This window comes from Pseudomonas sp. 1928-m, from assembly GCF_029269135.1.
Lineage (GTDB): Bacteria > Pseudomonadota > Gammaproteobacteria > Pseudomonadales > Pseudomonadaceae > Aquipseudomonas.
In genome coordinates, this window is sequence record NZ_JARIXO010000001.1 from 174,858 (window position 1) to 193,770 (window position 18,913).

The window sequence follows — 18,913 nt, forward strand, 5'->3', positions numbered from 1 at the left end:
GAAGCATTACAAACACTGACTGCCGCGTTACCCAGACCAATAATCAAACACCGGGAAGTCGACACCATGTTCAAGAACCTAAGCAGCTACTTCGGGCAGGACGGCCTTGCGCCCACCGCCCACGACCACCGCAGCCTCGGTCTCGGCGGCACCACCGCCCTGTGGCTGGGGGCCAACGTGGTGGTGACCACCATCCTCACCGGCATGCTGCTGGTGCCCGACCTGCCGTTTGTGCAGGCCATGCTGATTGTCCTGATTGGTTCAGCCGTCGGCATTCTGCCGCTGGTGCTGGTCGGCCTGATGGGCCAGCGTTCGGGGCTGACTACCATGGTGCTGGCGCGCGGCAGCTATGGCCCGCAGGGGGCGAAATTGCCGTCGCTGGTCAACCTGCTGACCCTGTTGGCCTGGAGCTGGATTCAGGCACTGCTGGCCGGCATGAGCCTGAACTATGCGGTCGAGCATCTGACCGGCTACTCCAACCTGCCGCTGTTCACCATCCTCTGTGAAACCCTGGTGCTGCTGATTGCCCTGCGCGGCCATCTGGGCATTGAGCGGGTCGAGCGCTGGGCCGCCGTCGGCATGCTCATTCTGGCCGGCGCGGTGTTCTATGTAATGGGGCAGAAGTTCGAATTCAGCAATTTGCTGAGCATGCCGGTGGAGCCACGCAACGAGATCAGCCCCGGCATCGCCTTCGATATCGTGATTGCCACGGCGTTTTCCTGGATTCCCCTGGCCGCCGACTACAACCGCAACTGCCGCAGCCAGGGCGTGGCCGCAGTCGGCACCTGGGTCGGCTATGTCGCCGCCACGCTGCTGGCCATGGGCCTGGGCGCCACGGTATCAGGCTTCTCGGTACTCGGCGGCATGGAGCAAACCTACGATCCGGCGGTACTGCTGGCCGGTTTCGGCTTCGGCTTGCCAGCCGCCATAGTCGTATTCCTCTCGGTGATGACCACCAACGTGATGTGCGTGTACAGCGCCTCGCTGTCGTACCTGAATATCAGCCCGAAGACGCGCTTCTGGAAACCGGCGCTGTGCATCGGCGTGCTGTCGATTCTCGGCTCGCAGATCCCCGGCATCCTCGACAACTTCCAGAACTTTCTGCTGATCATCGGCAGCGTATTTATCCCGGCCTTTGCCGTGCTGATCGCCGACTACTACCTGATCCATCGCGGCCACTACAACGTCGGTGACCTGCTCAGCGAGGACGGCGGGCGTTATCGCTATGTCAGTGGCTTTAACCCGGCCGCCTTCGCCGCCTATGGGCTGGGTGCCGTGCTGGCCTACTACTGGGGCTGGGTCGCGCCACTGGCCTTCGGTGCCTCCCTGCCGGTGTTTCTGATCACCGCCGCCAGCTACGCCGTACTGCGCCGCTGGGTGCTGGTGCCCAAAGCGCAGCTGGCCTAGGTTGAATAAGCGTGGCGGGCTGCCCCGCCAGCGTGTTGAGGGCCCGAGATGAAAATCGTCACCCGCGAACAATGGTTTGAAGTGCGCCGTCTGGATGACGGCGTACAGCTGATTCACGAGCCCTTTGTGCGGCCCTTCTACCGCTGCAATATGTGGCATGTGCAGGGCCGCGCGCGCGATGTGCTGATCGACTCTGGCTCCGGTCTGGTCAGCCTGCGCGAGCAATTGCCCTGGCTCACCGATAAACCGCTGCTGGCGGTGGCCAGCCATTGCCACTTCGACCATATCGCCGGCCACCACGAATTCCCCGAACGCCTGGTGCACCCGGCCGAGGCCGAGATTCTCGCCGCACCGACCGGGGCCAACACCCTGGCCACGGCCTTTGTCGGCGATGAGATGTTCGAGGCCCACCCGGATTGCCCGCTGTGCTATGCCGAATACCGCGTGCGCGCCGCACCGGCGACCCGGCTGATCGAGGAAGGCGATGTGCTCGACCTGGGCGACCGGGTGCTGCAAGTGCTGCACACCCCCGGCCATTCGCCGGGCGGCATCAGCCTGTGGGAAGCGGCAACGCAGACGCTGTTTTCCGGCGACATCCTCTACGACGGCCCGCTGATCGAGGATGCCTACCACTCCAATCTGCAGCACTACGCCCATAGCCTGGCGCGCCTGCGCGAGTTGCCGGTACGCGTAGTGCATGGCGGCCACTTCCCGAGTTTTTCCGGTGAGCGTATGCGTCTGCTGATCGACACCTGGTTTGCCGAGCACCCGCACTTACACACCTAAAACCAACCCCCTTCGTCCTTAGAAGCTGTTCAAGGTGACGCATGACCGCACAACTGTTTATCGACGGCAGCTGGCAGCCCGCCAGCTGCGCAAGCCGCCTGCCGGTGTTCAACCCCAGTAACGGCGAGCAGATCGCCAGCGTCGCGTGCGCCTCAGCAGCCGATGTCGAGCTGGCGGTGCAGGCCGCGCGCCGCGCCTTCCCGGCCTGGAGCCAGCGGCCGGCCAGTGAGCGTGCCGAGTACCTGCGCGCCTTCGCCGCAGAGATCGAGGCACGCAGCCCAGCGCTGATCGCGTTGCAGATGCGCAACAGCGGCAAGCCACGGCATGAGGCCGAGCTTGATATCAGCGACGCCATCGCTACCTTCGCCTACTACGCCGAACTGGCCGACGGCCTGGATGCCCGGCAGAACGCCGCAGTAGGCCTGCCGGACAACAGCTACCAGGCCTTTACCCGCCTGGAGCCGCTGGGCGTGGTCGGGCTGATCGTGCCGTGGAATTTCCCGCTGGTGACCAGCGCCTGGAAGCTTGCGCCGGCGCTCGCCTCAGGCTGCTGTGTGCTGCTTAAACCCTCGGAACTGACCCCGCTGATCGAGCTGCAACTGGGCGAAATCGCCGCCGCCATTGGCCTGCCGGCGGGGGTGTTCAATCTGCTGCCAGGCGATGCCACTACCGGCGCGGCGCTGGTTAACCACCCGCAGATCGCCAAGCTGTCGTTTACCGGCAGTAATGCGGTGGGGCGCAAGGTGATGCAGACAGCTAGCGCACGCACAATGCCCGTGGCGCTGGAGCTGGGCGGCAAGTCGCCGATCCTGGTATTCGCCGATTGCGATCTGGATCAGGCGGTGCAGTGGATTATCGCCGGCATCTGCTGGAACGCCGGGCAGATGTGCTCAGCCACCTCGCGCCTGCTGGTCGAGGACAGCATCGCCGATGCGCTGCTGGATCGGTTAGCCAGCGCCATGGCCGCACTCAAGGTCAGCGACCCGCACAGCGAAGGTTGCGAAATGGGCCCGATGACCAGCCAGGCGCAACTGCACAAGGTGCGGGAATATTTCGCCATCGCCGAGCAGGAAGGCCTGCACTGCCTCGGTGGCGCCCAGCAACTGCCGGGGCCGGGCTGGTTTGTCGCGCCCACGCTGTACGCCGATGTGCCGCAAGACAGCCGCCTGTGGCGCGAGGAAATCTTCGGCCCGGTGCTCTGCAGTCGGCGCTTTAGCGATGAGGCCGACGCCCTGCGCCAGGCCAACGACTGCGACTTCGCCCTGGCCGCCAGCGTGGTCAGCGCCGAGCGCCAGCGCGCCTTGCGCGTGGCCGCGGCCCTGGAAGCCGGGCATGTGTGGATCAACTCGGCGCAGGTGATTTACCCGCACACCTCCTGGGGCGGCGGCAAGGCCAGCGGTATCGGCCGCGAGCTGGGACCCTGGGGGCTGTCAGCCTTTCAGCAGGTCAAGCACATCACGGTGCCCGGCGCGGATAGCTATATCGCAACAACCTGATGGGCGACAACCGCGCGCTTAAGTCTTTACCATGCGGGCTCTGTCTCAGCGCAACCCATGGAAGCCCTGCGTGACTCATCACTATGACCTGCTGTTGATCGGCGCCGGCCATGCCCACCTCGGCGTGCTGCGGCGCTGGGCGTTGATCGAACGGCCGCCGGGGCGTATCGCCTTGCTCAGTGCCGGGCCGGTGGCCTGGTATTCCGGCATGCTGCCGGGGTTGCTGGCCGGGCGGCATCGGCCGGAGGATTGCCAGGTCGAGCTGCAGGCGTTGTGCCGCGCGGCCAAGGTCGAGCTGATCATCAGTCCGGTGGAGAGCCTGTCCGCCGCCCAGCAGCAGGTGCAGTTGGCCGATGGGCAAACCCTCAACGCCAGCTGGCTGTCGCTAAATGTCGGCGCGCAAGTTGCTGCACCAGCGCAGCAGGGCGATGCCATGCAGTTGCTGGCGGTCAAACCCTTCGCAGAATTTCTCGACGGCTGGCAACAGTGGCAGGCAGCGCCGCAACCCCTGGCGATTCTCGGCGGCGGCGCGGCGGGAGTTGAACTGGCGCTGGCCTTGGCCGGAAAAGTGCCGCAACTGGCGCTGTTCTGCGCAGGTCATCTGCTCGATGGTTTGTCCGCTGGCGTGCGTCTGCGTGCCCTCGGCCATCTGCGCCAGCGCGGCGTCTGGGTGCGCGAGGATTGCCCGATCAGCCGTATCGAGGACGACTGCCTGTTCAGCGGCGACGAGCCGGTCTGGCGTGGTCAACGGCTGTTGCTGGCCAGCGGCGCCAAGGCCTTTGCCTGGCCGGCGCACAGTGGTCTGGGCTGCGATGAGCAGGGCTTTGTCTTGATCGCCCCGACGCTGCAGAGCTACACCCACCCGACGATTTTCGCCGTGGGTGACTGCGCCAGCCTGCCCGGCGCACGCAAGAGCGGGGTGTACGCGGTACGTCAGGGCCCGGTGCTGGCCGCCAATCTCAACGCCGCGCTACGCGGCCTGGCGCTCAAGCGCTATCGCCCGCAACGCCAGAGCCTGGCCCTGCTCGCCACTGGCGACGGCGGCGCGCTGCTGGACTGGCACGGACACAGTGCCGGCGGGCGCTTCTACGGGCGTTGGAAGGATTTCCTCGACAAGGGCTTTATCCAGCGTCACCGGCTCTAAACACGAATCACCTGCGACCAAAGTGCCATGGCTCTCAACCGCCATGGGTGCTCGAATCAACCTCCCACCAAAGGTTGGCCGCAGGGAGCGTCACCCGCTATGGTCTATAGATTCGCCGACAGCGGCCGATTGCCTACCCAGGCATATCCAGCTGCACGCACTCCAGTTCCAGCAGGCATGGCCCGCCCACTCCACGGCGGCGCGCCACAGGCAGTTTCTGGTCGTGGTTCGACCAGAATAAAAATAATGAGGTTTGTCATGCGCTCTGCGTTTATTACCTATCCCAAGGCCTGCCTGCTGCATGCCATTGGGCTGGCTGGATTGATGGTGACGTACCAGCAGATCCAGCTGCCCTGGTTTATCAGCATTCCGTCCTTTCTGCTGCTGGCCCTGTGGCCGTGGCTCGGGCCCTGGCAGCGCCAGCATGAAGACCAGCCGGCGCCCGCCAATGCGCCGCACGACACCTTCAGCAACCTGAGCCAAAGCCTGTCTCGGCACACCTGTCACAACGCCCTGGCCGCCGCCGAAGTGGCGCATGCAGCGCAGCAGCTGGCCGGCAAACTGCAATCGCAGCTCAGCGCCACCGAGCAGATCAACCAGGCCGCCGAGGCCATCACCCACACCGAACAGGACAACGCCCAGCGCGCCGAGCAAACCCTGCTGGCGGCGCAGAGCGTGCGGCAGAACAGCAGCAGCGGGCAGCAGGAACTGCGTCAGGCCATTGATGCCATGCAGCACCTGAGCGCGCAGACCGCCACCAGCCGCGAACTGATCGACGGCCTCAGCGCCCGCACCGAGCAGATCGAGAAAGTCACTCAGGTGATCCAGTCGATCGCCAGTCAGACCAATCTGCTCGCGCTCAACGCGGCCATCGAAGCAGCCCGCGCCGGTGAACTCGGCCGGGGCTTTGCCGTGGTCGCCGATGAGGTGCGCAACCTCGCCGGGCGCACCAGCAGTGCCACCGAGGAAGTCGGGCAGATCGTCAGCGATATCCGCCAGCAGAGCGCAGCGGTGGTCAGCCATATGCAGCAGCAGGCCGAGCAGCTGACCCTCGCCGCGCAGCAGGTCGAGCACACCGGCGCACAGCTGCAGGGAATTGCCGAACTGGCGGTGGATGTGGAAAGCCAGGTCAGCCAGATCGACACTGGCACCCGACAGAACCACGAACGCCTGGCCGAACTCTCGGTAGCGGTCGGCCAGCTACGCGGCGATGTCGGCGACAGCGAAGGGCAGACCCGCCAGCTCAGCAGCGCCGCCGAACGTTTAGTTGGCCAGGCGGAAAGCGTCAGCGAACAGCTCGCCGAAGTCGGCCTGGATGACTACCACCAGCGCATCTATGACCTCGCCCGCAGCGCTGCGGCGCAGATTGCCGCGCAGTTCGAAGTAGACCTGCAGAGCGGCCGGATCAGCGCCAGCGATCTGTTTGACCGTCACTACCAGCCGATTGCCGGCAGCTTCCCGGCCAAGTACAAGACGCGCTTCGACAGCTACGCCGATCAGGTGCTGCCGGCCATTCAGGAGCCGCTGCTCAGCCAGCACGAAGGCCTGGTCTTCGCCATCGCCTGCACCGCCGAAGGCTATGTGCCGACGCACAACAACGCCTTCAACCACCCACCCTGCGGCGACCGCGCCGTGGACACCCTGAAGAGCCGCAGCAAGCGCCTGTTCAACGACCGCACCGGCATCCGCTGCGGCAGCCATCAACAGCCGTTGCTGCTGCAGACCTATATGCGCGACACCGGCGAACTGATGCACGACCTGTCGGTGCCGATCATGCTCCAGGGTCGGCATTGGGGTGGGTTGCGCCTGGGTTACAAGCCGGAGCCCTAAACCCGAACTAAGTTAACCAGCCGCCATCAGCCGTTTGTACTGACGGATGCGCCGCGCGGTTTTCAGTTGCTCCAGCAGCAGTGCCCGTAGCGGCGAAACCCCGGCGTGGGTGTGCTTACCCAGGCTCAGCTGGCGCAGCTGGAATTTCACTACGGCCATATAGGCCAGCGAGGCCAGCGCCTTGTGCTTCCAGCGGATTGGCGCCAGCTCGGCGCTGCTTTGCTGCCCGGCCTGCCACTGCTTGGGCAGCGCCGGGTTGATCGCCAACGCGGTGGCGATCCCGGCCATGGCCACTCCGCTGGCCAATACCTGTTCGACCACTGGCAAACGCCGGATACCGCCGGTAACCATCACCGGCATGGTTGCCGCAGCGGCAATCTCGCCGGCAAATTCAAGAAAGTACGCCTCACGCGCCAGTGTGCGGCCATCGCGGGCATCGCCCTGCATGGCCGGGGCTTCGTAGCTGCCGCCGGACAGTTCGACCAGATCAACATCCAACTCATTGAGCAGCTGCACCACGCGCTTGGCGTCGGCCGCATCGAAGCCGCCGCGCTGGAAGTCCGCGGAGTTGAGTTTCACCGCCACGCAGAAGCTCGGCGCCACCAACGCGCGTACCGCTTTGACCACCTCCAGCAACAGGCGCGCACGGTTTTCCAGCGTGCCGCCCCAACTGTCCGTACGCTTGTTGCTGATCGGCGAGAGAAACTGGCTCAGCAGATAACCGTGCGCCGCGTGGATCTGCACACCGCTAAAGCCGGCCTGTTCGGCCAGTTGCGCGGTACGCGCGAAACGCTGAATCAGTTCGTGGATTTGCGCCTCATCCAGCGCCTTGGGCACGGGGAACATCTTCGACAGGCCGCCCAACTCCAAGGCCACGGCCGAGGGCGCGACGGTCTGCTGGCCGAGGTTGGCCTGCATCTGTCGGCCGGGGTGGTTGATCTGCATCCAGAACTGCGCGCCCTGGGCACGACCGATGCGCGCCCACTCGCGGAATTTGTCCAGCTGTCGTTCATCCTCCAGCACCACGCCGCCGGGGCCGGTCATGGCGCGGCGGTCGACCATCACGTTACCGGTGAGCAACAACCCAGCACCACCCTCGGCCCAGGCCTGGTACAGGCGCAGCAATTCAGCGGATGGGCCTTGGCTGGCGTCGGCGAGGTTCTCTTCCATCGCCGCTTTAGCGATGCGATTGAAGACGGTGGTGCCGTTGGGCAGTTGCAACGGTTGGAAGGCAGTCATGGCGTACTCCGGGGTAGCAGGTGAAGCAAGCCTAAGGTTAAAGTCAACTTTAAGGTCAATAGCCCGGAGCACAGATGATGAAAATTGGTGAACTAGCCACCCGCAGCGGTCTGGCCGCCTCACGTATTCGCTTCTACGAGGCCAGCGGGCTGATCAACGCCCAGCGTCAGGCCAACGGTTATCGCAGCTATACGGAGCAGACACTGCAGACCCTCGGCATTATCAGCTGCGCGCAGCAGGCCGGTTTCAGCCTGGAGGAAATTCGCCGCCTGCTGCCCGATGCCAACCCGCAGGGTTGGGCGCATGAGCAGATGCTCGGCAGCCTGCAACGCAAGGTCGGCGAGATCGAGGCGATGCAGCAGCGTCTGTCGCAGAACAAGGCGCAGCTGCTGACCATCATCGCCACCATCGAGAGCAAACCAGAAGGCATGCCCTGCACGGAAAACGCCGAGCGGGTACTGGCCAATCTGCGTGACACGCATACCAGTCAGTAGGTCCATACCTGCCGTCTGCTGCCAGCGGAAGCTGCTAGCCGCGCGCCTATACTCAAACCACAGGGGGAATTACTTCAGCACTCCATTGGAGTAGGGGCTGGCACCCAGCAGGCGGAGGCTTGCCATGTCGAGTCCGCGCGTCATTCTGCTCGCCCTGCTGCTGGCAGTGGCGAGTTGCGCCAGCGATCCGCCGGTGCCGGTTACTGCGAGCACCTGGCAGCAGGTCGATCGTGAGATCACCACTCTTTCACGCAGCGCCGCGCAACAGGCACGCGAGCATGCCCTGCTGTCGATGGAGCAGTGGATGGACCTGGTGTACCAACAGACCGACGAGGAATTTATCCCCTGGTTTTCCGGCTACTGGACCCAGCAGTGGATGAGCGTCAAGGTTTCCTGGTACCGCCTCAGCAGCGGTGGCGCGAAGGACCCCAGCGTCAAACGCCTGGCCCTGTACCTGCAGGAACAGTACCGCGAGCGCGTGCTGGAACCGGTCGCCGAGACCGACGATCCGCAGCAGATCATGGCGCGTAGCACCTGGATCTACCTCCAACACCTCGATGAAAACCTGCCGCGAATTGCCCAACAATATGACGTGCCGCGCGAGCAGTTCCACCAGCGCCTGCAGGCCATTCCAGCCATCACCCAGGCACCCGGCGCATCGCTGTATGAGCTGCTGCACGCCGAACCGCTCACCGAGTTGCCGGCCTATAGCGCCTTTATCGAGCGCATTCGCAATGCCCCGCGCGGCCTCGGTGACTGGTCGGCGGACCCGGGCATCTCCGCCGTCGCACAACATACCAGCGAGCGCCTGGTGGACGACCTCGCCGTCAGCGGTGCGGCCGGCGCCTTATCGGCGCTGATCGGCGGCCCGGCCGGGACCACGGTGTCCCTCGGCGTGGCGCTGTTTACCGCCGTCTCGCGGGAAAATGCGCGGCCCGCCAGCGAGGCGCAGCTGCGCAAGAACCTCAACGCCGCCTTCGATGATGAGTGGCTGGGGCTGATGCGCAGCACCGAGCATGGTGTGCTGGCCGGCGTGCATCAGCTGTCCGGGCAGATCGAAAGCGGCCTCAGGGTGCCGTTTCGCTATCAACCATAAGCCTGGTCCGAGCCCCTGATTGTTTAGCCAGAAGCAATCTGAATATGTGAAAAACACGATTTAACCAACAGTCGTCAGCGTGCGAGTCTGCCGGTATGAGTGAACCGATAGCCGATCTGCGCCGCGTCTTCCGCTTCTGCCTGTGCAAGGCCGAGAGGCGTTTTGGTATTGATCGGCTCAGTCCACTGTTACCGGAAATCCTCGCCTTCTGGGCCCTGTGGCATTGCCGCCACGCGCGCCCGCCGGATGCCCTGGCCGCACGCCACTGATCGCCCCGCAGCCAGCAGCCCTGGCTGCCGTCGCTGAGCCAGCCTGGCTCATGCCCTGCCAGCCGCACCCAGGAACTGCCTTATGAACGCCGCCATCAAACCCGTAACGCCCGCCGCCGAGCGCTGCCCGTCCTACTACAGCGCCACCCTCAATGAAGAAACCGACTACCCGACCCTGCAGGGCGAGGTCAGCGTCGATGTGGTGATCATCGGCGGCGGCTTTACCGGCGTGGCGTCTGCGGTGGAGCTGGCCGAGCGCGGCCTCAAGGTGGCGATTGTCGAGGCCAACAAGATTGGCTGGGGCGCCACCGGGCGCAACGGCGGCCAGGTCACCGGCAGCCTGTCAGGCGATGCGGCGATGACCAAGCAGATGCGCAACACCCTCGGCGAAGAGGTGGAAGACTTTATCTGGCACCTGCGCTGGCGCGGCCACGAGATCATCAAGAACCGTGTGGAGAAGTACGCCATCCAGTGCGACCTCAAACACGGCCACCTGCACGCGGCGATGAAGCCCGTGCATATGCAGGAACTAGAAGCCACCTACGCCGAAGCGCAGCGCCGGGGCATGGGCGCTGACGTGACCCTGCTCGACCGCGCCGGCGTACGCAGCCACCTGGCCAGCGACCTGTACAACGGCGCGCTGAAGAACACCCGCAATATGCACCTGCACCCGTTGAACCTGTGCATCGGTGAAGCCAAGGCCGCCGCCAGCCTGGGCGCGCTGATTTTCGAACACTCCGAAGTGCTGGAGATCATCCACGGCGCCAAGCCAGCGGTGGTCACTGCCAAAGGCCGGATCAATGCCAAGCAGTTGCTGCTAGCCGGCGACGTGTACCACAAGCTGGAGCCGAAAAAGCTCAAGGGCATGATCTTCCCAGCCATGGGCGGCATCGTCACCACCGCGCCGCTGGGCGAGCTGGCCAAGCAGATCAACCCGCAGGACCTGGCCGTGTACGACTGCCGCTTCGTCCTCGACTACTACCGCATGACCGCCGACGGCCGCCTGCTGTTCGGCGGTGGCTGCAACTACTCCGGGCGCGACTCGCGGGATATCGCCGGTGAACTACGCCCCGGTATCGAACAGACCTTCCCGCAGCTCAAGGGCGTCGCCATTGATTTTCAGTGGAGCTGCGCCATGGGCATTGTGATCAACCGCATCCCACAACTGGGCAAGCTCTCGGACAACGTCTGGTACTGCCAGGGCTACTCCGGCCACGGCATCGCCACCACCCACATCATGGGCGAGATTATGGCCAACGCCCTGACCGGCACCCTGGGCCACTACGACACCTTCGCCGCCTGCAAGCACATCAAGGTGCCGCTGGGCGACGTGTTCGGCAACCCGATGCTGGCCGCCGGCATGTGGTACTACCAGATGCTGGAAAAGCTGCGTTAAGACTCCCGCGGATCTGCTGCGCGTCGGCGATACGGCGTTAGAAATGGCCTCGGAAAGCCCTTGAGGCTAACGCGCTTTAGCGCGACCCGAAGGGCGAGTGAAACGAGTACTGCTCATTTACAACCCGTAAACTCCGCGTCCTCGGCTATTTCTGCCTTGTCTCGCTCTAGCTCGCGAGATCCGAAATACTAGTCCGCTCGATTGCAACTGAGTACGGCTTGGCTGGCCGGCGCCTCGTCACGATCATCAACAAAGGCCACCGCCGGCGAGCCATCGGCATTTAGCTGGTAGATCGCACTCGGCTGGCCTTGCTCGTTGAAGAACACCTGACCCAACCCCGCGCCATTCCACAGGCGCTCGCCGGCCTTGCTGCGCGAGGGGATGCGCGGTTTGACCTGCATGCGCCGGCGCGTGGTCAGCCAGTTGAGCGGCGACCAGGGCGCGTAGAGCCAGCGGTTAAGGCGGTCAAACCAGTCGAGCAGGCGCGGCGGAAATTCGTTTTTCAGGCCGCTGCTGGTGATCTGCCAGAGCTGCGGGCCGCGCTTGCGCTGGCGGATCAGCACCTCGTAGACGAACGAGTAATGCACATCGCCGGAGAGAATCACGTAGTTACCTGGCGTGCGTGAGTGGCGGAAGATATTCAGCATCACCTGCGCCGCGCCACGGTGGGCCATCCAGTTTTCCGCATCGACCAGCAGCGGATGGCCGGCCCAGCTGAAAACCTTCTGGATGGTCTCGATCAGCTTGACGCCAAACATCGGCGCGGGGGAGACGATGATCGCCGACGGATGATCGAGCAGCGCCTGCTGCAACTCGCACAGCGCTTCCCAATCCAGCAGGCCGGACGGCCGCTTGAGGTTGCGCTCGCTGCGCCAGCGTCGCGTACGGGTGTCGAGCACCACCAGCGCCGGGCTGCTCGGCAGGACGAATTGCCACTGATGAAAACTCAGCAGGCTGTCGATCAGCGCATCCTGCGGCTGACTGTCCATATGGTTGGCAGCATCGCGGCCCTCGGTCATCGCGCGGATCATCTGCAGCGGCTCAGCAAACACATTGGGGTTGTTGCCCCAGCCCTGGCACAGCAGGTAGGCGATCAATGCATTGCCGATGATGCGTTTGGAAAACGGGTGGCCGTAGGCGGTCTCTTCCCACTGCGCGGAGAGGTTCCAGTCATCGGTGATGTCGTGATCATCGAAGATCATCAGCGTCGGCAAATGGGCGAGGGCGCGAGCGACCTGGCCCAGACCGCCGCGAAAGGCTTCGATGCGCCCACGTTCGGCCTGATAACGCGGCACTTCCTCGGCGCTGAGCGCCGGCATTTCCGCATCCAGCAAGGTCCAGGGCACCGGCGACCAGACCAGCAGGTACATGGCCAACACTTCGGCGCAGGTCACCAGGTGGTTGTCGGCGCTGCTGGTGGTGAACACCGGTTTTTCCACACCGCCGAAAAACCGCTCGCGCAGGGTTTCGTTGCTCTTTAGCGCCGGCAGCAGCTCGGCGCGCTGGTAGTAGCTGGCGGGGTGCTGGTACAGCGCCGTGCTGTCATCGACCACTGCGCCTTCCAGGTGCTCGCCAAACAAACCAAGGCGCTCGATCACCTGATGAATCGCCCGCAGCATCGGCCCGCTGACATCATCGGCGTAGATCTGATCGCCACTCATCAGCAGCAAGGCCGGGCGCTGCTCGGCGGCAGGCGCTTCGGCCAGCAGACGGTCGGCGCAAAGCAAGCCGTCGGCAGCCGGGTGATGCGGCTTGCGACAAGAGCCGTGCAGGAGGTGGTCGAGCTGTGCGCGCAGCACGAAGTTGGCCTGGGTCGCGCCCTCGTACAGCAAGTGCGGCGCCCAATCGGCGATACCCAGCGCGGCCTGATCCGGCTGCTCGATCAGCAGGTCGTAGTCGATTTGCACATCGCAGGGCAGTGGCGCATCCAGTTTCAGATCAAGCAGATGGATAAACGCCTGCTCACCGATCTGGATAACCTGGCAGCTGTCGCCAGTCAGCGGCAAGCGCTGTGGCTCTGGCGCCTCGCCATGACTCAGCTGCAGGGTAAGGGTCAGCGGCCGGCTGCCGACCAGCCACAACACCAAGCGCTGCGGCTCCATGCGGCGCAGCAGCGGGCCGGCCAACACCAGGGGCAGGTCAGCGTGGGCGACAGTGGGGGTAACAGCGGTTATCGGCATCAGGACATCGGGCTCTGGTGGCATGCAGGTCGGCAATAGAGCGCCATTCTGCGCCACAGGTTCAGTCTTTGCAGCCTGCCCGGCCGGTTTGCCTCACTGCGCCGCCTGGCGCAGGCGCGGCAGATCGAGGATTTCGATCTCGCCATAGGTCAGGCGCAGAATGCCCTGGCCTTCCAGTTCCTTAAGGATCTGGTTGGTGGTCTGCCGGGAGATCGCCAGCATCAGCGCCAGCTGTTCCTGGGGCAGATGCAGAACCCGGCGCGGCTCGCCTTCACCGTAGTTTTCGGCGATCAGCAGCAGCCGCCGGGCCAGGCGCGGGGCGGCGGGCAACAGGCTCATCTCTTCCAGGGCGATAAACGCCAGACGCAGCTTGTGGCTCATCAGCAGGGCGAAGTCGCGCCAATACTGCGGCTGCTGTTCGAGCAGCGCCAGCAGCCGCGCCTGCGGCACCAGCAGCAGGGTGGTGGCACCTTCAGCAAAGGCATCGTGGGTGCGCGGCTGACCGTCAAACAGGGAAATCTCGCCAAACCAGTAGGGTGGCTCGACCAGGGTCAGCAGCGCTTCCTTGCCGCTGGCGCTGACCGCGCCGATGCGCATGCCACCCTCGACCACCGCATACAGGCCGCAGGGCTTATCGCCCCGGCGGAACAGCACCTGACCGGGCGCCAGTTGCTGCACTTGGGCGGCGGCCAGCAGCGCTTCCTGCAATGCAGCGGGCAGGGCGCTGAACCAGTGGCCCTGACGCAGGCGCGCCTGATAGCTGTGGCCGCTGTTCATCGACGGCGCCATGAGGTTTGTCGGCTAGCTGACAGAGCACTACGTGGGCGTGGGTTCATGCTGGCCACCTGTCTTGCATAAGGAAAATAATAATGAAAACCCTGGTTGATCATCTGGCTCAATACGCGGCCTATCACCGCGACCAACGCAATATTCTCAGCCACTTTATCGGTATTCCACTGATCGTTGTGGCGGTGGCCGTGCTGCTATCGCGCCCCGGCTTCGAGCTGCTCGGTCTGTGGCTGTCCCCAGCCCTGCTGGTGGCTCTGGCGGCAGGGGTGTTTTACCTGCGCCTGGACCTGCGCTTTGGCATGCTGATGGCGCTGCTGCTGGTACTTAGCCTGTGGGCGGCAGCGGGCCTGGCCGTGCAGTCGACGGCGGTGTGGCTAAGCAGCGGCATCGGCCTGTTCGTGATCGGCTGGATCATCCAGTTTGTCGGCCATTACTACGAAGGGCGCAAACCGGCGTTTGTCGATGACGTCATGGGCCTGGTGATCGGCCCCCTGTTCGTCGCCGCCGAAGCGGCCTTCCTGCTGGGCCTGCGCAAAGAGGTCGAGCACGCCATCGTCGAGCGCGCCGGGCCGACCTGTATTCGTGAGAAGAAAGCCACTGCCTGAGACTGCCAAGACCGTTAAGCCGTAGCCCGGATGTAATCCGGGAGCGGTGATGCGGCTCGCCCAAACGTCCCGGATTGCATCCGGGCTACAAAGCAGCCGCTCACCTGCTTAACCCCGATCACCAACGCGCAGCAGATCGAAGACGGACTTAGTACATCGCCATCCATTGCGTGGTCAGCGACCGCGTTTGCCGATGCACGGTGATTGGCGCAAATGGCCGGCCCGAGGCGCTCTGCAAGGCGCTGCTCTGGCTGTTTAGGTCGACCAGCGCGGCCTTGAGGTATTCCCAGCGGGTTTTCAGCTTGCCGACCTGCGGGTCGGCCTTGCCATCCAGCGCGGCAAGCTGCGCATCCACTGAGGGCACGATCTTGCGTTCATCCTGACCGAGGTAGGTGTCGGGCTGTTCGCGGGCGGTTTCGAAATTGCCGAAGTAGGCGCGGCTGAGGTACTGCACCGAGAGGTATTCGAGTTTGGCGGACAGTTCGCTGTCATCTGGGCCGGCCAGCTTGCGGGTTTGCTCAAGCACGCCGAGCAGGGCTTTGCTGAGGTCCTCGGGGTAGCGCCAGGGCATGTCATCTTCGCTCGGGCCGAAGGCCACGCCGCGGCGAATCTGCACCACCAGTTCCTGATGGGCGCTGCGCAGGGCATCGCTGTTTTGCGGCAGGCTCTGCACCGCTGCGGCCAGGGCCTGCAGATCGGTTTCCAGGGCGTCCTGGTGTTTCTTTTGGAAACCCTCACCGCGTAACAGCATCAGGCTGCTGGTAACCCGGCTGGCCTGCACCTGAACTTGTTCCTGGGGGGTAACGGCCTGGGCAAAAGTCAGCGGCGAGAGGCCGGCCAACAGCCCGATAACCGCGAGCAATAGCGAGCGAGACAGCGTTGTAGAACGCATACGTGGAGTGCTCCTTATTATTTTTGTGAGCAGTGCTGAACCAAGTCAGCTTATACAATCGCGCGCCACAGGGTACTGCACTGAATACTGGAGAAAAGCAGCCTAAAGAGTGATTTCGTCGGAAAGATGCGCCGATTCGGCCAAGTCACGCAGGTACTGCGCGCTGAAGGCATCGGCCGGGAAGAAGGTTTCCAGGGCCAGCTCCGCCAGGGTGATGTCGTTGGCAGTACCAAACACCGTGGTGGTGCCGATCAGGCTGACCACGCCCTGCTCGCTGGCAAACTGCAATGGCATCAGCACCGTGTCGCTGTCGAACTGCGCGGGCGCCGCCGGCCCCGGATAAGCATTCAGCTCATCCCACAGCGCCTGCAGCTGGGCATCACCGCTGGCCTGAAAATCGCGCTGCAACCGCGCCAACAGATAGGCGCGCCACGGCCCAAGGTTGACGATACGCGGGGCCAGCCCGCCCGGATGCAGACTCAGGCGCATCACATTGATCGGCGGCTCCAGCAACTCTGGAGCGATACCAATCAGAAACGGCGCGACAGCGCTGTTGGCCGCCAGCAGGTTCCAGTGGCGGTCGATGGTCAACGCCGGATAGGGCTCGTGAGCCTTAAGCAGCAGCTCAATGGCGGTTCGCGCGGCCGCCATGGCCGGCTCGGACAACGCGTGCTGAGTAAACAGCGGCGCATAGCCGGCGGCGCTGAGCAGACGATTGCGCTCGCGCAGCGGAATATCCAGCTGCTCAGCGAGCAACAGCAGCATCTCGCGGCTGGGCTGGGCGCGCCCGGTTTCGACGAAACTCAGGTGGCGGGTGGAGATGTCGGCCTCGCAAGCGAGGTCGAGCTGGCTAAGACGACGGTGCTGGCGCCATTGGCGCAGCAGAGCCCCGACGGGCTGGATTGGACTGTTCATGAGCATCGACGATAGATCAGCGAGGTCATTGCAGCCATTACCTGCGAGGTAATCGACGCGGCGCGCGGATCGGCGAAATCTAAGGGTAAGCCGCCATTTCGGCGGTCCTTTGTGGAGACTTCGCCATGACCACCTTGCAACCTTCGCTGTTACTGCGCCGCGCCCTGCTCGCCGATGGGCTGGTCGGTGTTATCACTGCCGCGCAACTTCTGCTGCTGGCTGATTGGCTCAGCGGCCTACTGGCCCTGCCGCGTGAATTACTACTCGGCGCCGCCCTGGTGCTGCTGCCGTTGGCGGCCTTTCTGCTCTGGCTGTCGCGCCGTGAAAGCATGTCGCGGGCGGCGGTCTACGCGGTAATTGGCCTGAACGCACTGTGGGTGGTGCACAGCGTGCTGTTGCTGCTCAGCGGTTGGGTCACACCGAACCTGCTCGGCTACGCCTTCGTGATCGTCCAGGCCGTGGCCGTGCTGGTGTTTATCGAGCTGGAGCTGATCGGCCTGAAGCGCTCGCAGGTCGTCCCCGGGTCGTTTGCCCAGGCATCAGTGAGTGCTCAGTAATGACACCGACTTGACCTGCGCCCACAGCGATTGCCCCCGCTGGATCTGCAGACGGTCGAAGGAGTAGCGGGTGATGCGGGCGATCAATTGCTCGCCACCCACTTGCACGCGCACCAGTACATGGGCCTGCTCGGCGACATTGATCCAGTCCAGTACCCGCGCGGGCAACAGGTTGAGCACGCTGCTGTCCTCAGCCTGCTGCAGGCTCAGGCTGACATCCCGCGCCTTAACCTTGATCCGCACCGACTGGCCCAGCGGCAGCGGCCCGTGGGGCAAGCGCAGGTTAATCTGGCTGTCCGGCAATTGCAGATAGAGCAGCCCGTAGGCATGGTCATGGGCGGTAACTACGCCATCAACCACCGCCTCGGCATCGTCCTCGAAGACAAACGGCAGGTCGGCGCGCAGCAGGGTTTCCTTCAAGGGACCGCTGGCGCTGACCTTGCCGTCTTCCAGCAACACCAGATGATCGGCCAGGCGCGCCACCTCATCCGGCGAGTGGCTGACGTAAACAATCGGAATCTCCAGCTCCTGATGCAGGCGCTCCAGATAGGGCAGCACCTCCTGTTTGCGCTTGAGGTCGAGGGACGCCAGCGGCTCGTCCAACAGCAGCAGGCGCGGGCTGGTCAGCAGGGCGCGGGCAATGCCAACGCGCTGCTGCTCGCCGCCGGACAGCTTGCCCGGCAAGCGCTCCAGCAGATGCTCAATGCCAAGCAACTCGACCGCCTGCTCCAGGGCAATCCGCCGCTGCGCGGCCGGGATGCGCTTCAACCCGTACTGCAGATTGCGCCGCACCGTGAGGTGGGCAAACAGGTTGGCATCCTGAAACACGTAACCCACGGCTCGTTGATGCGCCGGGACGAAAATGCCCTGGGCGCTGTCCTGCCACAGCTCGCCGTTGACCTGCAGGTAGCCTTGGCTCGGCTGATCCAGCCCGGCAAAGCAGCGCAGGCAGCTGGTCTTGCCCGAGCCGGAATGACCGAACAGGGCGCTGACGCCGCGACCGGGCAGGTTGAGCTCAACATCCAGGCTGAAACCGGCATGTTCAACCTTGAAACGCGCGTGGATTTCACCCGCCCCGGCGACTGTGCGAATTGCCGGATTGCGCCGCGCCAATGGCCAGATCATTGCCACACCCGTGTGCTGCTGCGCCCGCTGCTTCGACCAGAGTAGAGCGCCAGCAGCACGATAAAGGAGAACAGCACCATGCCGCCCGCCAGCCAGTGGGCCTGGGCGTACTGCATGGTTTCCACATGGTTATAGATCTGCACCGACGCCACCTGGGTCTTGCCGGGAATATTGCCGCCAATCATCAGCACCACACCGAACTCGCCCACGGTATGCGCGAAACCGAGAATCGCCGCCGTGATAAAGCCCGGTTTGGCCAGCGGCAGCACCACCGTGAAGAACGCATCCCAAGGCCCGGCGCGCAGCGTCGCCGCAGCCTCCAGCGGGGCACGGCCAATCGCCTCGAAAGCGTTCTGCAGCGGCTGCACGACAAAGGGCAGGGAATAGAACACCGAGCCGATCACCAGCCCGGTAAAGGTAAACGTCAGGGTGCCGAGGCCGAGGCTCTGGGTCAGTTGGCCGATAACACCGTGCGGCCCCATGCTCACCAGCAGGTAGAAGCCGATCACCGTCGGCGGCAGCACCAGCGGCAGGGCGACGATGGCGCCAATCGGCTGCTTCCAGCGCGAATCAGTGCGCGCCAACCACCAGGCAATCGGCGTACCGATCAGCAGCAGCAACAGGGTGGTCAGCGATGCCAGCTCCAGGGTCAGCAGTACGGCGGCGAGATCGGCTTTAGTCAGTGGCATCACA

The 18,913-nt window shown here is 64.2% G+C and carries 18 protein-coding genes; 11 read left to right on the forward strand and 7 right to left on the reverse strand.

Features of this window, described 5'->3' with window-relative positions; genetic code table 11:
- The first annotated feature begins 66 nt into the window (after positions 1 to 66).
- From P3C18_RS00765 to P3C18_RS00785, 5 genes are all read left to right on the forward strand, one after another.
- A complete protein-coding gene (locus tag P3C18_RS00765) occupies positions 67 to 1,407 on the forward strand; it encodes a cytosine permease (protein ID WP_275959981.1) in 1,341 nt (446 codons plus the stop codon).
- Between the two features lie 48 nt (positions 1,408 to 1,455).
- Positions 1,456 to 2,193 (forward strand): MBL fold metallo-hydrolase, encoded by a 738-nt coding sequence (locus P3C18_RS00770; protein ID WP_275959982.1) that lies wholly within the window; start codon positions 1,456 to 1,458, stop codon positions 2,191 to 2,193.
- Between the two features lie 41 nt (positions 2,194 to 2,234).
- The gene (locus P3C18_RS00775) at positions 2,235 to 3,689 is read left to right on the forward strand and encodes an aldehyde dehydrogenase family protein (RefSeq protein ID WP_275959983.1); all 1,455 of its coding nucleotides are present in this window, start codon (positions 2,235 to 2,237) and stop codon (positions 3,687 to 3,689) included.
- Between the two features lie 70 nt (positions 3,690 to 3,759).
- Positions 3,760 to 4,833, forward strand: coding sequence for an FAD-dependent oxidoreductase (locus P3C18_RS00780; RefSeq protein WP_275959984.1), 1,074 nt, complete (start codon positions 3,760 to 3,762; stop codon positions 4,831 to 4,833).
- Between the two features lie 258 nt (positions 4,834 to 5,091).
- The gene (locus P3C18_RS00785) at positions 5,092 to 6,663 is read left to right on the forward strand and encodes a methyl-accepting chemotaxis protein (protein ID WP_275959985.1); all 1,572 of its coding nucleotides are present in this window, start codon (positions 5,092 to 5,094) and stop codon (positions 6,661 to 6,663) included.
- 12 nt (positions 6,664 to 6,675) lie between these two features.
- Here P3C18_RS00785 and P3C18_RS00790 read toward each other — a convergent pair whose 3' ends face one another.
- Complete coding sequence (locus P3C18_RS00790; RefSeq protein ID WP_275959986.1) at positions 6,676 to 7,902, reverse strand: NADH:flavin oxidoreductase/NADH oxidase family protein; 1,227 nt, start codon at positions 7,900 to 7,902, stop codon at positions 6,676 to 6,678.
- Between the two features lie 77 nt (positions 7,903 to 7,979).
- Between P3C18_RS00790 and P3C18_RS00795 the strand changes: the two genes are divergently transcribed.
- The 4 genes from P3C18_RS00795 to P3C18_RS00810 all read left to right on the forward strand — a co-directional run bounded on the left by P3C18_RS00795 (position 7,980) and on the right by P3C18_RS00810 (position 11,157).
- Complete coding sequence (locus tag P3C18_RS00795; RefSeq protein ID WP_275959987.1) at positions 7,980 to 8,396, forward strand: MerR family transcriptional regulator; 417 nt, start codon at positions 7,980 to 7,982, stop codon at positions 8,394 to 8,396.
- A gap of 124 nt (positions 8,397 to 8,520) precedes the next feature.
- Positions 8,521 to 9,492 (forward strand): hypothetical protein, encoded by a 972-nt coding sequence (locus P3C18_RS00800; protein ID WP_275959988.1) that lies wholly within the window; start codon positions 8,521 to 8,523, stop codon positions 9,490 to 9,492.
- A 95-nt stretch (positions 9,493 to 9,587) separates the two neighbouring features.
- The gene (locus P3C18_RS00805) at positions 9,588 to 9,761 is read left to right on the forward strand and encodes a hypothetical protein (protein WP_275959989.1); all 174 of its coding nucleotides are present in this window, start codon (positions 9,588 to 9,590) and stop codon (positions 9,759 to 9,761) included.
- Between the two features lie 82 nt (positions 9,762 to 9,843).
- Positions 9,844 to 11,157 (forward strand): FAD-binding oxidoreductase, encoded by a 1,314-nt coding sequence (locus P3C18_RS00810; protein WP_275959990.1) that lies wholly within the window; start codon positions 9,844 to 9,846, stop codon positions 11,155 to 11,157.
- A gap of 188 nt (positions 11,158 to 11,345) precedes the next feature.
- Here P3C18_RS00810 and P3C18_RS00815 read toward each other — a convergent pair whose 3' ends face one another.
- The gene (locus tag P3C18_RS00815; RefSeq protein WP_275959991.1) at positions 11,346 to 13,337 is read right to left on the reverse strand and encodes an alkaline phosphatase D family protein; all 1,992 of its coding nucleotides are present in this window, start codon (positions 13,335 to 13,337) and stop codon (positions 11,346 to 11,348) included.
- 93 nt (positions 13,338 to 13,430) lie between these two features.
- The gene (locus tag P3C18_RS00820; RefSeq protein ID WP_275959992.1) at positions 13,431 to 14,114 is read right to left on the reverse strand and encodes a Crp/Fnr family transcriptional regulator; all 684 of its coding nucleotides are present in this window, start codon (positions 14,112 to 14,114) and stop codon (positions 13,431 to 13,433) included.
- Positions 14,115 to 14,206: 92 nt separating this feature from the next.
- On the opposite strand from P3C18_RS00820, the gene P3C18_RS00825 reads away from it, so the two are divergent.
- The gene (locus P3C18_RS00825; protein WP_275959993.1) at positions 14,207 to 14,731 is read left to right on the forward strand and encodes an Mpo1-like protein; all 525 of its coding nucleotides are present in this window, start codon (positions 14,207 to 14,209) and stop codon (positions 14,729 to 14,731) included.
- Positions 14,732 to 14,879: 148 nt separating this feature from the next.
- On the opposite strand, the gene P3C18_RS00830 is transcribed toward P3C18_RS00825, so the two are convergent.
- Complete coding sequence (locus tag P3C18_RS00830; RefSeq protein WP_275959994.1) at positions 14,880 to 15,623, reverse strand: hypothetical protein; 744 nt, start codon at positions 15,621 to 15,623, stop codon at positions 14,880 to 14,882.
- A 102-nt stretch (positions 15,624 to 15,725) separates the two neighbouring features.
- On the reverse strand, positions 15,726 to 16,538 hold the full coding sequence (locus P3C18_RS00835) for a helix-turn-helix transcriptional regulator (protein WP_275959995.1): 813 nt from the start codon (positions 16,536 to 16,538) through the stop codon (positions 15,726 to 15,728).
- Positions 16,539 to 16,663: 125 nt separating this feature from the next.
- Between P3C18_RS00835 and P3C18_RS00840 the strand changes: the two genes are divergently transcribed.
- A complete protein-coding gene (locus P3C18_RS00840) occupies positions 16,664 to 17,095 on the forward strand; it encodes a hypothetical protein (RefSeq protein ID WP_275959996.1) in 432 nt (143 codons plus the stop codon).
- Here P3C18_RS00840 and modC read toward each other — a convergent pair.
- Both modC and modB read right to left on the reverse strand, forming a co-directional pair.
- Positions 17,078 to 18,220 (reverse strand): molybdenum ABC transporter ATP-binding protein, encoded by a 1,143-nt coding sequence (gene modC, locus P3C18_RS00845; protein WP_275959997.1) that lies wholly within the window; start codon positions 18,218 to 18,220, stop codon positions 17,078 to 17,080. The two genes, P3C18_RS00840 and modC, sit on opposite strands and share 18 nt — an antisense overlap.
- On the reverse strand, positions 18,217 to 18,909 hold the full coding sequence (gene modB / locus P3C18_RS00850; RefSeq protein WP_275959998.1) for a molybdate ABC transporter permease subunit: 693 nt from the start codon (positions 18,907 to 18,909) through the stop codon (positions 18,217 to 18,219). The genes modC and modB overlap by 4 nt, the downstream gene beginning before the upstream one ends.
- Between the last annotated feature and the right edge of the window lie 4 nt (positions 18,910 to 18,913).

Excerpts from the sequence above, each read along its gene's own strand:
- P3C18_RS00765 (WP_275959981.1), top strand. The coding sequence starts at position 67 with ATGTTCAAGAACCTAAGCAGCTACTTCGGGCAGGACGGCCTTGCGCCC.
- P3C18_RS00770 (WP_275959982.1), top strand. The coding sequence starts at position 1,456 with ATGAAAATCGTCACCCGCGAACAATGGTTTGAAGTGCGCCGTCTGGAT.
- P3C18_RS00775 (WP_275959983.1), top strand. The coding sequence starts at position 2,235 with ATGACCGCACAACTGTTTATCGACGGCAGCTGGCAGCCCGCCAGCTGC.
- P3C18_RS00785 (WP_275959985.1), top strand. The coding sequence starts at position 5,092 with ATGCGCTCTGCGTTTATTACCTATCCCAAGGCCTGCCTGCTGCATGCC.
- P3C18_RS00790 (WP_275959986.1), bottom strand. The coding sequence starts at position 7,902 with ATGACTGCCTTCCAACCGTTGCAACTGCCCAACGGCACCACCGTCTTC.
- P3C18_RS00795 (WP_275959987.1), top strand. The coding sequence starts at position 7,980 with ATGAAAATTGGTGAACTAGCCACCCGCAGCGGTCTGGCCGCCTCACGT.
- P3C18_RS00800 (WP_275959988.1), top strand. The coding sequence starts at position 8,521 with ATGTCGAGTCCGCGCGTCATTCTGCTCGCCCTGCTGCTGGCAGTGGCG.
- P3C18_RS00805 (WP_275959989.1), top strand. The coding sequence starts at position 9,588 with ATGAGTGAACCGATAGCCGATCTGCGCCGCGTCTTCCGCTTCTGCCTG.
- P3C18_RS00810 (WP_275959990.1), top strand. The coding sequence starts at position 9,844 with ATGAACGCCGCCATCAAACCCGTAACGCCCGCCGCCGAGCGCTGCCCG.
- P3C18_RS00815 (WP_275959991.1), bottom strand. The coding sequence starts at position 13,337 with ATGCCGATAACCGCTGTTACCCCCACTGTCGCCCACGCTGACCTGCCC.
- P3C18_RS00820 (WP_275959992.1), bottom strand. The coding sequence starts at position 14,114 with ATGAACAGCGGCCACAGCTATCAGGCGCGCCTGCGTCAGGGCCACTGG.
- P3C18_RS00825 (WP_275959993.1), top strand. The coding sequence starts at position 14,207 with ATGAAAACCCTGGTTGATCATCTGGCTCAATACGCGGCCTATCACCGC.
- P3C18_RS00830 (WP_275959994.1), bottom strand. The coding sequence starts at position 15,623 with ATGCGTTCTACAACGCTGTCTCGCTCGCTATTGCTCGCGGTTATCGGG.
- P3C18_RS00835 (WP_275959995.1), bottom strand. The coding sequence starts at position 16,538 with ATGAACAGTCCAATCCAGCCCGTCGGGGCTCTGCTGCGCCAATGGCGC.
- P3C18_RS00840 (WP_275959996.1), top strand. The coding sequence starts at position 16,664 with ATGACCACCTTGCAACCTTCGCTGTTACTGCGCCGCGCCCTGCTCGCC.
- modC (WP_275959997.1), bottom strand. The coding sequence starts at position 18,220 with ATGATCTGGCCATTGGCGCGGCGCAATCCGGCAATTCGCACAGTCGCC.
- modB (WP_275959998.1), bottom strand. The coding sequence starts at position 18,909 with ATGCCACTGACTAAAGCCGATCTCGCCGCCGTACTGCTGACCCTGGAG.